At 36.4% G+C, this 12,986-nt stretch carries 11 protein-coding genes; 1 reads left to right on the forward strand and 10 read right to left on the reverse strand.

Features of this window, described 5'->3' with window-relative positions:
• Positions 1–9: 9 nt before the first annotated feature.
• A complete protein-coding gene (locus RMY16_RS07755; protein WP_322735892.1) occupies positions 10–1,299 on the reverse strand; it encodes an ABC exporter membrane fusion protein in 1,290 nt (429 codons plus the stop codon).
• A gap of 148 nt (positions 1,300–1,447) precedes the next feature.
• A complete protein-coding gene (locus RMY16_RS07760; RefSeq protein WP_322735893.1) occupies positions 1,448–2,035 on the reverse strand; it encodes a TetR/AcrR family transcriptional regulator in 588 nt (195 codons plus the stop codon).
• Between the two features lie 286 nt (positions 2,036–2,321).
• Between RMY16_RS07760 and RMY16_RS07765 the strand changes: the two genes are divergently transcribed.
• Entirely contained in the window at positions 2,322–3,473 is a 1,152-nt protein-coding gene (locus tag RMY16_RS07765) for an endo-1,4-beta-xylanase (protein WP_322735894.1), read from the forward strand.
• Positions 3,474–3,729: 256 nt separating this feature from the next.
• Here RMY16_RS07765 and RMY16_RS07770 read toward each other — a convergent pair whose 3' ends face one another.
• The 8 genes from RMY16_RS07770 to RMY16_RS07805 form a co-directional block, all read right to left on the reverse strand.
• Complete coding sequence (locus RMY16_RS07770; protein WP_322659395.1) at positions 3,730–4,581, reverse strand: WecB/TagA/CpsF family glycosyltransferase; 852 nt, start codon at positions 4,579–4,581, stop codon at positions 3,730–3,732.
• A gap of 137 nt (positions 4,582–4,718) precedes the next feature.
• The gene (locus RMY16_RS07775; protein WP_322735895.1) at positions 4,719–5,870 is read right to left on the reverse strand and encodes a glycosyltransferase family 4 protein; all 1,152 of its coding nucleotides are present in this window, start codon (positions 5,868–5,870) and stop codon (positions 4,719–4,721) included.
• A gap of 107 nt (positions 5,871–5,977) precedes the next feature.
• Positions 5,978–6,871, reverse strand: a complete 894-nt coding sequence (locus RMY16_RS07780) for a glycosyltransferase family 2 protein (RefSeq protein ID WP_322735896.1) — start codon at positions 6,869–6,871, stop codon at positions 5,978–5,980.
• A 125-nt stretch (positions 6,872–6,996) separates the two neighbouring features.
• Positions 6,997–8,013 (reverse strand): hypothetical protein, encoded by a 1,017-nt coding sequence (locus RMY16_RS07785; protein ID WP_322735897.1) that lies wholly within the window; start codon positions 8,011–8,013, stop codon positions 6,997–6,999.
• A 24-nt stretch (positions 8,014–8,037) separates the two neighbouring features.
• Entirely contained in the window at positions 8,038–9,309 is a 1,272-nt protein-coding gene (locus RMY16_RS07790; protein ID WP_322735898.1) for a glycosyltransferase family 4 protein, read from the reverse strand.
• A gap of 47 nt (positions 9,310–9,356) precedes the next feature.
• Entirely contained in the window at positions 9,357–10,586 is a 1,230-nt protein-coding gene (locus RMY16_RS07795) for an O-antigen ligase (RefSeq protein WP_322735899.1), read from the reverse strand.
• Positions 10,587–10,604: 18 nt separating this feature from the next.
• Positions 10,605–11,531 carry a glycosyltransferase family 2 protein gene (locus tag RMY16_RS07800; protein WP_322735918.1) on the reverse strand — a complete coding sequence of 309 codons (927 nt, stop codon included), beginning with the start codon at positions 11,529–11,531 and terminating at the stop codon, positions 10,605–10,607.
• Between the two features lie 24 nt (positions 11,532–11,555).
• The gene (locus RMY16_RS07805) at positions 11,556–12,878 is read right to left on the reverse strand and encodes a flippase (RefSeq protein ID WP_322735900.1); all 1,323 of its coding nucleotides are present in this window, start codon (positions 12,876–12,878) and stop codon (positions 11,556–11,558) included.
• Between the last annotated feature and the right edge of the window lie 108 nt (positions 12,879–12,986).

Below are 12,986 nucleotides of genomic sequence, written 5' to 3' on the forward strand. Positions count from 1 at the left end.
AGACAACAACTATATTTCAATTGCTGTCTGTATCTGTAAGTTAGTGAAACCTGCAACTCGTTTGCTGTCTTCAGGATTGAGGCGAATTTTCACCTCAACTACTCGGCTATCAAGGTTCTCCCCTGGCTGGTTGCTGAAAACGTTTTGTCTATTCACCTGCAAACCAATTTGAGCAACGGTTCCTCGCAGTTCACCGATAAATGCCTGACTGCTAATCACTGCCTGTTGTCCTAGTTTCACTTTACCGATGTCGGTTTGATAAACTTCTGCTACTGCCATCATCTGGTTTGTTTGCGCTAACTCTGCAATGCCAGAATCACTAATTTTTTCTCCAACTCGCGTATGAATTTTGATGATTTGTCCCGCCATCGGTGCTTTGATGTAAGCACCCGCTAACTCGGTTTGGGCATGTTTGAGTGTGGCGATCGCATTTTCAACTTCTGTCTTGGCTGCGGCGACATCTACAGGTCGGACTTCTGCAATACTAGTAAGTGTGGCTTTGGCTTCACTGACTTGCTTGCTACCAGTGGCGTTAGTACGGGCAAGTGCTGCTTTGGCTTCGGCAAGTTGTTTGCTAGCAGTAGTGTTAATCCGGTTGAGAACTGCTTTGGCTTCGTCTACTTGCTGTTTGGCAGTTTCTACAGTCAAACCCTTGCTATCGTACAAAGAATTAGAAACTGCACCTTGAGAATAGAGCTGCCGATAACGTTGATATTCGGCTTCGGCATTTTTGAGTTCTGCCTCTAGCTTCTTAATGGTTGCCTCTTGCGCTATTCTGTCGCCTTCCCACTGTGCCTCTATGCGGAATATCGCTTCCTGTTGCGCTGTTTTGTCTCCTTGGGATTGGGCCTGGAGACGTTCAACGCTTGCCTGCTGGGCCTGAATTTCTCCTGCTTTTGCTCCTGCTTGCACTTGAGCGAGTTTAGCTTGAGCAACTCTGACTTGTTGTTGGGCTTGTATTACAGCAGTTTGCAAGCGATCGCGGGCATCTAAAATTGCTACCACCTGTCCGGCTTTAACGCGATCACCTTCTTTGACTAGAATTCGGGCAATGCGATCGCCATCCAATGCTAAAGGCGCAAACAAGCTAATTACCTCAGCTTCCGGTTCTAGCCGTCCTAATGCAGCCACTTTTTGAATGTTGGGCGTGGTTTCAACAGGCTCAGATTTCTCGGTTTGACCAACTAATCCAAACTGAGAAATCCCATAAGTAACAATTCCACCTGTAATTGCAGTAGCTGCAATTACTAATGTAATTAACCCTTTTTTAGAAGCTTTTTCTGACAGTTTTTGAACCATGTATTTTACTCTCCTAAAAACTTATTTTATTTATATTAAATGAGTCAGTTTTGTCAAAAACAATTCAGGTTAATATATTATACATATAGCAGGTTGCAACAAGCATGAGATACATAGCCTAACTCTCAAAACGTGATATAACCTCCGTTTAAACTTTTATTTCTGCTGTATGTTGCGGTAAATATGCTGTCAGTATTTTGCCTAACAACGCACATTGTTCAATAAAATCAATTGTTTCATTACCCCATAACTTCTCCAGAATTAAACCATCTACAAAACTCAAAAGAAAGGAAGCCAATACTGAATCTTGAATACCAAATAAATCGCAAATCGCCTCCTGATAGCGCTGATTATTCCGCTTAAAAATGCTATTTTTTAACATTTCTTTAGAGTCTTTGTGTTGGCAAAAATCAATCCAAATGTAAGTCCATTTAATGAAGTAATCTTCGTTTTTCACTAGATATCTTCCTAGTGCTTCCATTGATTCTTGTAGCGTTTGCGCTCCTTGTAGTTCAGCTAATGCTGTACTTAAGTCTTGCTCACAAATCTCCTGGGCCAATTGCTCAAATAGAGTTTGCTTACTAGGAAAATAGTGGTACAACGTACCAGTAGAAACCCCTAATCCCTCAGCAATTTGGCGCATAGTGATGGAACCATAGCCTTTTTGGGCAAATAAATCAAAGCACTTGTCGAGCAGTTCTTTACGGTATTGCTCATGGTCAACAATCTTTGGCATGATTTAGCTTATTTATATCGAACGATCGTTATATATCAGGTTAGCATCTTTATTGCTGAGATGTAAAAATATAGTGATTGATTTAAATCGAACATGCGTTATAGTTTAATCCAATTTTGCGCTAGATGTAATACTCATAAATTTTTATGTTTGCCACTTAGTATAAGCTTATAATTTTATTTGGGAAAAACACCGTATATTCTTGGGGAATTACAGTAAAATAATAATCAGTATATTTTTTATACGGTAAAATAATAATCAATGTGTTTTTTCTTAAGTGTAATTTATGCCTTATCGGAGAAAATTTTTAACAAGAGCAGGATATACTACCCTTTCTGCCTTATTGACTATGGGGTTTTTGCAAAAGGATAAGCAAAAAAAAGACCATAGCACGGATTATATTGCAGCAAATTATACAATTAATAATTCTCCCCTTCGGCAATTAGCTGCCGCCAAAGGAAAGCGTTATGGCGCAGCAATTGCTAGTGATATTTTGCTAAAAGAGAAGGATTACGCTAACCTGATTGCTCGTGAATGTTCGATTGTGACACCGAATGGTGAATTAAAATGGAACGCCACTGAACCACAGCCAGGACAATTTACCTTTGAATCAGCAGATGCGATCGCCAATTTCTGCCAAAAGCATAATATAGACTTACACGGGCATACCCTTTTCTGGCACATGGGAAGACCAGACTGGGCAACATACCCCCCTACACTTAAGATGATCGAACGCCATGTTAAAGGAGTCATGGGGCATTATCGCAATAGTCCCGTTTTAAAGTCTTGGGATATTGCCAATGAAATTATCGCTGATAATGAAAATGAAACTGACAATGCTACCTACGGTTTGCGTAAAGGGGTAAAGCCAGAATTAATTCGAGACTTATTTTTAATTGCCGCTTCAGTTGATAACAGCAAGAAATTCTATCTAAACGATTTTGGCATCGAAGGCGCTACATGGAAATCAGATCGTTTCTTAAAAATGGTCGAATATCTGAAGAATAGTGGCGTTAAAATTGACGGGGCAGGTATCCAATCACATCTATGGTTTTCTACTGCCTATAGTTTTGACGAGAAAGGATTTAATTCCGTCTTAAAACGGCTTAACGATCTTGAAGTTAAACCAATAATCACAGAATTAGATATTATTATTGATACGCCATTGCCCGATAGTATTAAAAAGCTAGACCAGATGGTAGCCGATAGTTACAAGCGATATCTTGATCTATGCTTTGCGGCTAAAGTCGATACTGTCATTACATGGGGACTTACCGATCGCCATACCTGGATACGTCATCCCGACTGGATGCCAAGAAAAATCTTTAGAGGCAATCCAAATCTTTGGAAATTTCTGCGTCCGCTTCCCTTCGATGAAAACCTGCAACCTAAATCTGCCCGCAATGCTATAGCTCAGGCTTTTCAGGAATCAACTTAATACTCCGTCCAGACGTAAATATAGCATTTCCTTAGCAACTGAGGTACACCCAAATCTTGTTTACCAAGGTTAGTAGATTGGAAAATGTACCTCACTATGCCGGACACTGCTATAGCACTTTTAAGTATTATTCTAAGCAAAATAGATGGAGATATTTTTTGTGATTCACGATTATGGAAGTTGAAGAAGAATTACTGACTAATTAATCATTAAACCTTGGTACAACATTCCATAAATTCGTGACGAATTGAGCAACCTACTGGTAAGGCTTTGAGAAACTCGATAACGCTACGAACTTGTGAAATTTCGTACTTAGAAATACCAGCAGGTTATTTTTTTTTTGTTTACTTGAGATACTCCAAATTTCTCGTAAAAATAATGTCCCAACAAACCAAGGCTCAAGTAAGTAACGTCTCCAAAGTCTTTTCGGTTCAGATAACAAGCGATACAACCATTCCAACCCCACTTTTCCCATCCAGCGAGGAGGAGTAGGTATTGCTCCTGCTATATAGTCCATACAGGCTCCACTAGTCAAAATAGTGTTGGTATGAAGATGTTCAAGATTTTCGTAAATCCAATACTCTTGGCGTGGCATACCCATTCCCACCATTAATATATGGGGTTTGTAAGCATTAATTGCAGCTACAGTGGCGAGATTTTCTTGACTATCTTTATCTATATCAATATAGCCATGAGCGCAAGCAATCTGTAAACCAGGAAATTTCTCGCATAAAATATTTGCTGCTTTTTCAGCAACTCCTGGTTTTGAACCTAAATAGAATACACGCCAGCCTTTAGTAGCAGCTTCTGCCATCAAAGGCCATACCCAGTCAGCATAGGTTACTCTTTGTTCACGTTTAATTGGAAAACCCAACAGCTTTCCAATAAACACTAAAGGCATACTATCAATATGGGTATATTCGGCCTTGGAATAAAAAGCTTGCATTTTTAGATCGTTATGCAAGAGATAAAGACTATGTAAGTTGTGATTAGCAATAATCCATTTTTCATCTTGCTCAATAGATTCTTCAATCAATAAATTTAAGTCAAGGATAGAGAGTGCATCCACTTGAGCACCAATAATTTTATAAGAAAATCGCTTTTTCATATCTTGTTTTTCTTTTGATAAATATGAGATGTTATCTCAATGGAAAGGTTAGCATTGTAAAATTAATTGACAAAACTTCAATAATAAAATATTGAAATATATAAGTTTTTTAGTTAAAAACTCTTATCTAAATATAACTAAAAAGCACTTATTTTCATGAGGATGTCTGCGATATTCTGTGATCTTGCATTCCAGGAATACTTTTCTGTAATTAAAGTATATGCTGTATCTACAAGTGATTGATATGTATCGATATTTGAAGCAGCATCAAGTATTGTAGTAGCGACTTCTTCGCTAGAGTATCCTGTTACTAACAGATGTTCTAAGTTCCGAAATTCTTCTAAACCTCGCAAGCCTTCTGGTGTCGATACAACTAATTTTCTACTAGCAAAATAATCTAATGCTTTATTGCGAGCACCACCTGCTACTGCTTGTTTTGAAAATGGCAACAAAGCAATATCTGCATATTTCAAATGGGTGATAAAATCTTCCCTTTTAGGTAAAAATCCTAAAAAAGAAATATTAGAGGGTATTGGTTCTGCAATATCACTACTATCCCTACCAATGACAACAAAATGTACTTTTCCTTGATGACTTTCAAGGCGTTTAGCGACCTCAATAGTCATTGATACAGACATATCATTACTTGGAAATTGAAATGTTTTGGGAGCAATAATAACCACTATTTTAGCTGGTCTGAATGCTTGATAGGGGTCTTTATCTGGAAAAACCTCATTATTAAGTAAGTCTTCAGTTACTCCATTCCCGATAGAATAAATTTGTTGTGGAGTTTTTCCATACCATTGAGAAATTAGTTTAGGAATTGATTCACTTGCTGCAATTATTGGACTACCAGAGAATATTAAAATTCCCTGAGCAATATATGTCTTAATACATTGTGCAAACTCTTTGAAAGGATTGGCAACTGAAAACAAGCGCATCCAGTATTCATAAGGCGAAAATGTATGAAAGTCTAAGACAAGAGAGGAACTACTGTGTTTTCTAAGCTTTAGTGAAACTAAAGCAGCCAATCCAGGGAGTGTTTCCTGAGCATACACAATGTCTGGACAAAACTCGTCGATGCACTTTTCTATAGATTGAATATATGACTTTAAACTTCTTGAGCCAATAGAAAAAGAAGGTGCATAATTCACAGATGAACAATCTAAACCTAGCTGAAAAACATCAAAATGTTTAGTAAGATATTGTCCTAGATAAAAAGGTCTCGTAAATGCACCAAATGGCTGACTAGAATCGAGGGTTGAGACAATCAGTAAGCGTTTACCCATAAAATGATTGCAGATTATTATTTTATAATTTGAAATTACATTTGTCAAATTACTAAGATACTTATAACTTATGGAAATTTCATTCAATAATGACTCTTTTGCAAGTATTAAACTCCTGAACTAGTTTGATTAATATCCTCAGAAAATGTGGGAGAGATTGCCAAATTTTTGTAGCCAATAATTGCTCTAATATAGGGTAAGAACCAGTACAATATCCAGAATGGCCCAGAATGTCTGCTACAAAATATAGTCCATGATTTCAATGGAAATCCTTTAATTTCTAGTACTTTTTTTAAGCGTTCTAATAGATTTAAATTGGTATCTGCCCAACTATTGCGGATAGAGTTTTTAGTACAAGTACCAATATACCCAGGAGCTACCCATATTTTACAACCCAATTTACGCGCTCTCAGGGCATAATCTAAATCTCCTAGACTATGAACAAAAGCTGTATCAATATTGCCAACTTTGGCGGTAACACTTTTAGGAATTAACACGCAGTTACCATACATAGCATCGCATTTTTGGATAACTGAACTTGGTTCTAAAAATTCAAACTTATTAGAGTACCACTTTTTAGATTTTACTGCTCCTCCATAGGTTGCTTTTCCTGTAATTGAGTCTTTAGTTGAACCAACTACAATTGAGTCTGGATAACCAAGTTCTGTCAAATTTTGATGAACCTGTAATAGTTTACTCACAGCATTGGCTCCCAAAAATGTGTCATCATTCAACCACAGATAATAATCATATTGATATTTGATTGCCTCACCAAAAGCGAGATGCATTCCTCCGACCCAAAATAAATTGCCATTACCCTGAAGAATTTTTACTTCTGGATATTCTGCTTTAACAGCCTCTGTAGTCCCGTCAGAACTTCCATCATCAGTTAAATAAACATCACAATGATTTTTTTGCTGATATAAAGCATTTAGACATGCAAGAGTTGTATTCCGTCTGTTATAACATGTCATAATTACAGCTATATTCGCTTTTTTCATCTCATTTGCCTCAGATAATATGCACAACAATAATTAATCTAAGTAATAAAATTACACGCATTTTTGACAAATGTTATTCATATCTTAAGCATCAAATTTATACCTTCCATTATTGTTAGATAGGTTTAAAACTTAACCCTGCTTTCTATCCAGCCACTAAAATTAATATCTAAATTAAAGCTTTTGAGCTTTTGTTCCATTCTTCTGACTCTCAACAAATATCGATGCCAAACTGATACACGAGGCATATTAAGTCTGACAACCTCTTCACATAACCATTGATATTTCTCGGAATTGACATTAAATTTTTTCAATCTTTTTATTTGTCCATACCAATCGTTATAAAAAAATAAGTTGAAATAATGAATGGATACAATATCATCCCAATGTTTAATTTGTAGTTCTTTTGATAAACGGTTATGTAAAGGTAATGGATAACTATAATTAGGGGGAAGATGTTCAACATTTTCTTCCAAAGCACATAAAGTTACAGACAAAACAGACTGCTCAACAAAATAAATACCCTGGGGAGGAGTAATATCCAAGCGCATTACTTTTTCAAAATTCTCTTTCCAAGTTGTAAATATACCCGCACTCTTTCTTACAGCAATCAAACCAGAATTCCAGTAGGCTCTGATTCTTTTATTACCAATTGGTGTGTCAACAAATACCTCACGCTTTACTCCCAGTACTTCATATAGTTTTTGCCAATACCATTCTTGAGGATCTTGCAGGCCTGTAGAACCAATTCCTTGACCGTACTCAGGACGCATCCGTACATTACAATCTACGGGCAAGAAAAATTCTTTTGGTTCAGAAAAAAAGCATTTGTCACTGTCTAAAAAAACCAATATTTCTGCATCAATATTTTGTTCCGCATAGGCACAAACTAGGGGCTTATTAGCTAAATAATATTCATGAAATTCTCGATTTATGGGAATTTGTTGATGAATCACCTGCAATGCTTCAAAGGCTTGTTGGGTTTGCTTTAAAATCGGTTCACCTACTCTAGGATGAAAACTATATATAGGTGTATTTTTCAATTCGCCGCAGAACTTCCGAATACTTTCTGCAAGCATCAAAGATTGACCTTCTAAACGACCAGGTTCTGTACAAATTATAAAAGCTATAGGTATTGACATATTATGAAGTATTGATTTACTAAGTTAATTACTCAATGAAGATTTCTTTGCTATCATCAATATTTCCTGAAACAAAGCTGAATAACGACGGGCTTGAAGTTCCAGGGTAAATTCTTGCTCGGCTTTCTCACGAGCATAAAATGACAGTTTTTGCAACCTCTGTTCATTTTCAAGAACCCAGGTAATTCCTTTGGCAAAATCCTCAACTTCATAAGGTTTAGCCAAATAGCCGTTCTGCTGATGATCAACAATATCTTTTAAGCCAGTAGAATTAAACGCCACAACTGGAGTACCACAAGCGAATGATTCCGAAGCTGTCTGTCCAAAAGATTCTTGGAGAGACGGTACAAGCATTACATCAGCAGCTGAGTAAACAGTTGCTAAAGATATAGCATCATGTAAGTGTCCTAGATAGTGGGTTTTGAAACCTAAATCAGGTGGATTTTCGGGTTGAGATGCTCCAAAAATCACAACTTCCAAGCCATCCTTCCAGCCAGATTTCCTCAATTCTTGTAAAGCTGGTTGCAACAAATGAAATCCTTTATTTCTATCGCTTGTTGCTTCTATCGCTCCAAAGAGTATCAGCTTTTTATCTTGAGGTAGATTGAGTGCTTCTCGTGCAAAATGTTGATTAATCGGTCGATATTTTTGAGTATTTAGTCCGTGGGGAATTACCTCAATTCGCAAATTTTGGAATAAAGAGCTAGAACGAGCGCACTCTGCTAACCAAGAACTTGGTGAAACCAGAGTTAAATTTAAATTTTTCCAAGCTTTTACTTTGCGCTGCCATACCCAACGGGATAAATCCCATTCATTGCCACTGTTGAGTTGAGGACAAGCCCCACAGGATATTTTGTAGCGATCGCATTCTCCAGTTACGTGACACCCTCCAGTAAACCCCCACATATCATGGAGAGTCCAAACTAGAGGACGCTTCAGTTTAGCAAATGTTTCTATTTGCATAAAACCTCCGCTAATCCAATGCAAATTGATTATATCTGGATTAATCTGAGCAACTTTCGGAATAACTCTATCTGGCAACCATTGAGTAAAAAATGGAGTATTTTTCTTTTGGCGATAAAGCTTTAATGGTAAACTTTCAACTGTTAACTTTGCCTTAGCGATGCCTTGAAATAGTCTAATTTTAGGTGCAATTACTGTTTTATCATTACTATATTTTTCCTGAACTAACATTTGTGACTGTAGTCCTATATCCTGCAAACCTGTATGTAAACGATATGCAGCCCTTGCTGCACCGCCATTAATATCATGGGTACTAATATGTAAAATTTTCATTTTTATTAACTTAATAATCAATAAAACTATTTATGACCGCCATAAAACTAATTGACTAAAATATTTTTATGGTTTCGTTGATATTCAAGAGTTAAAGATAATGACGTAGTGACATACATTAACCAATTCCAGCTAGGAGTTAATAATCTGGCTTCTGAAAAATTAACTATGATAATAATAATTAGTATCTGCATTGGCCAATAATCTTCCGGTTTTTTCGCGACAGAAATAATTCGAGTCAATGCCATGAAAAAAAACCGGACAAACCCTGCTGCGAAAGTCAAAAAACCTAAAAATCCTAATTCTAAAAATATTTCTAAAAAACCATTGTGAGCATTACTTGCCCAATCATAAGTAGCTCTTAATTTAGATGCAGCATTACTAGTCCAAAATCCCGAAAATCCATAACCGAGCCAAGGTCTTTCCAAAATCTTAGAAATTACTAGCTCCCAGAGGTCAGAGCGCCCATTGAAGGTAAGGTCTTTACCAGAAGTACCAACTACAGTTTCGATATTGTTGAGAAGTAATATTGAAAAAACTATCATTAACATCAAAGTTGAAGTAATCATAATAACTTGTAATTTATAATTAGTTCTCTTCAGCGATCTGTAGAAAGGTAAAAGTAATACCATTGTCAATAATATCGTTAAAGATGTTGTTGAACGTGAGAGGATAATTAGACATACAGATATCCCACATAGTGCCCACATCAACCAGCGATATCGATGGCCGCTAAGAGCAAGGTGCAAAAAAACTCCTGCACTCCAAGCCATCATGTAACCTAATTCATTTTTATGACCATAAATTCCACTCCACATACCTACTAATTCAGGTGATTCGTGAATATAACCTGGTACGAATGCAGAAAATAACATAGATAATGATGCAGCTATGCCAAGCGCCCAAGCTATCAGCTTAATTTGTTCCTTAAGGGAATAACGCATTGCTAAATAGATTGCAAGAAAATATATGCGGATTAGACCTCTTAGATAAGTAAGACTAGAACTTAAGTCTTCTGACCATAAAAGAGAAAATATAACTATTGCTATTAAAAAAAACTGTAATGGACTTCTAGTAATTACATAAAGAAAACCTTTCCAGTATAAAATTAGGAAATAAAATAGGATTAAATATGAAACTATGTTGAACAAAGTATCTAGCTTATCACCTCCAAGGGTAGACATGGAGACTTCTTGCGCAGGGTGTATTGTTAATGCCCCCACAGCAATGAGTAATAGCAAGATAGTTAATATTTTTTCTGTTAATTTTACTTTCATTTGGGATATTTAATTAATCTATTTTTTTATCACTGAGTAATTCAATCTTTTCTTCACTTCCTCTTTAAAAATGTCCAATGCAGTTGCTTTATAGACTGTTTTCTGTGTAAAATTATCTGCTTCTACATTCCTGACAATAAATGGTGGATGCTTTAATGGGAATTCCATTGCTTGCATCGACATATTGATGAAAGAAAATTCTTGATTTGAAGTAAAATGAGTTGCGTCTACACCAACACCAACATTAGAGATTAAATTGACATTGGGAATAATACTTAAGCTTCCCTGCATCCAACAAGCAAATGTCCATTGGTAATCCCAGGTTATACCTGTAGGATTGTCATAAACAGATTGAAATATTCGTTGCCAAGAATTTACCGCTTTTTGGTCTACAAGAATGTCATGTAAAAGGTTTTCTGCTTGCACCTCTTTCCAGAGTTTGATAGTCAAATCATAATGTTGCCAAGCACGCCTCCAACTTGCCCAACCCCAGCAGTGGTTGTAGCGAGAAAAATAGTAACTGTAATTTGTACGTTTTTGTTCAATTTGAAGATTTTGAGCAGAGATTGTGGCGATTCTGGTATCATTTCTATATTTTTCCAGCAGTTCTTGACTAAACCTGAAAAAAGTTGGGTGAGGAATACAATCATCTTCTAAAATAATTGTCTCTTCAACATTATTAAAGACCCAATCTAAACCACTTGATACCCGCTTTGCACAACCTAAGTTGACATCAGAATAATTCTTAATTACTTCACAATCCCAATCAACTTTCTCAATAATTGCCCTAGTAGCTTCGCATTTTTCTGCCTCACCTTCGCGGTCAGTACGGGGCCCATCTGCAATTACAAAAAGTTTTGTTGGCTTGGCTTGGCGAATCGCCTCAAAAACTTTTTCTGTTGTTTGGGGGCGTTTAAAAATAATAAAAGTTACTGGTGTTTGGATCATATAAACTTTAAATAATAACGATTAGTATTTGTAAAAATGAATAAGCGATCGCACCTGAATTTTAAATAGCTTTTGTGTTCTTGAATCAAATGCGTTGCATATAAAAGCAGCAGCAGCTTGAGAGATTATTGTTGCGATCGCAGCTCCAAGTCCTGCATATTTAGGAATCAATAATAGATTGAGAATAATGTTTAGTATTGCCCCAAATAAAGTCTTACCTAAAGAAACGTGGTTTAAACCTTCAGCAATAAACCAAGGTGATGTTGCAAGACCCATAAATACAAACAAAGAAGTCCAAATATGAACTGCTAATATTGCTCCTGCTTCTGCATATCCACTTCCAAACATCACCATAATTATCTTGTCAGATAAAAAGGACATTGGAAGAGCAATTGCTAAAGATATACATGTCATTAGACTGAGTAATTGTCCTATTCGCTGATAGTAAAGACTTTCTGATTTTTCCTTTGCTGCATAAATTGCCGGAGCAACAGAAGAAACAATAGCCGCTGGAAGAAAATACCAAATTTCAGAAATACGCACAGCAGCAGAATAAATTCCAACCTCACTATCTCCAATCATTTGACCTAACATCACCTGATCTATTCTCATAAAAATCATGATGGCAAACCCCGAAAAAATTAGAGGTAAACTCTCTTTCAGAAGAGTTTTGGCAGCCGCAACGCTCCAACGCCATAACCACAATGAAGATCCTTTGACTTGGTAAACAATCAGTAAGCCAATAGCACTCATTGCAAATTCTGCTAATGTTACCAAAGCAAAAGCTAGCAACGGTGCTTTTGTTAAAATTAATGCGATTTTGATCAGAGTATTTAGCAGAAATGCCGTGTTTTTAGCGATTACAGCATATTTTGACTGCACCTGTGATTGAAACCACAGTTCAATAGTATCAGATGCCCTAAAAACTCCTGCTATTCCTAAAATTGCAACTAGCCATATCTTTAGTGTTTCACGCTCACCTAACAAAAACATCGTGCTAACTGCCAATAAAACAGAAGCAATTCCACCCAAAAATTTTAGCCAAAAAGTAGTTCCTAAAATTTCCTCTTTGTTTGATGATTGACGAACAAGGTGGCGAACTACTACGTCATCTAGTCCGAGAGTAAAAATTGGGCTGAATAAGGCAACAAAAGCTAAAGCATAGTTAAATAGACCATACTGTTGTACTCCTAAATAACGTGCTACCCATACTCCTACAACTAAGCTTGCACCCATACGTAGAATGCGGTCAGCAAATAACCAACCTGTATTAGCAATAATTGCACGCAGCCCAGAACGAGATTTAAATTTCGAGAAGTTTTTAATTTTTAATTTGCTTAACATTATGTTTATAAATTAATCATATGCAATTATTTATAATCAATCTAGCTCATGCAACTTTTTAACTTCCTTAAATATAAAAGAAAGTGGATTTATTCAGCAATTCACATC

This window comes from Nostoc sp. DedQUE12b (genome assembly GCF_034530835.1).
Lineage (GTDB): Bacteria > Cyanobacteriota > Cyanobacteriia > Cyanobacteriales > Nostocaceae > Nostoc.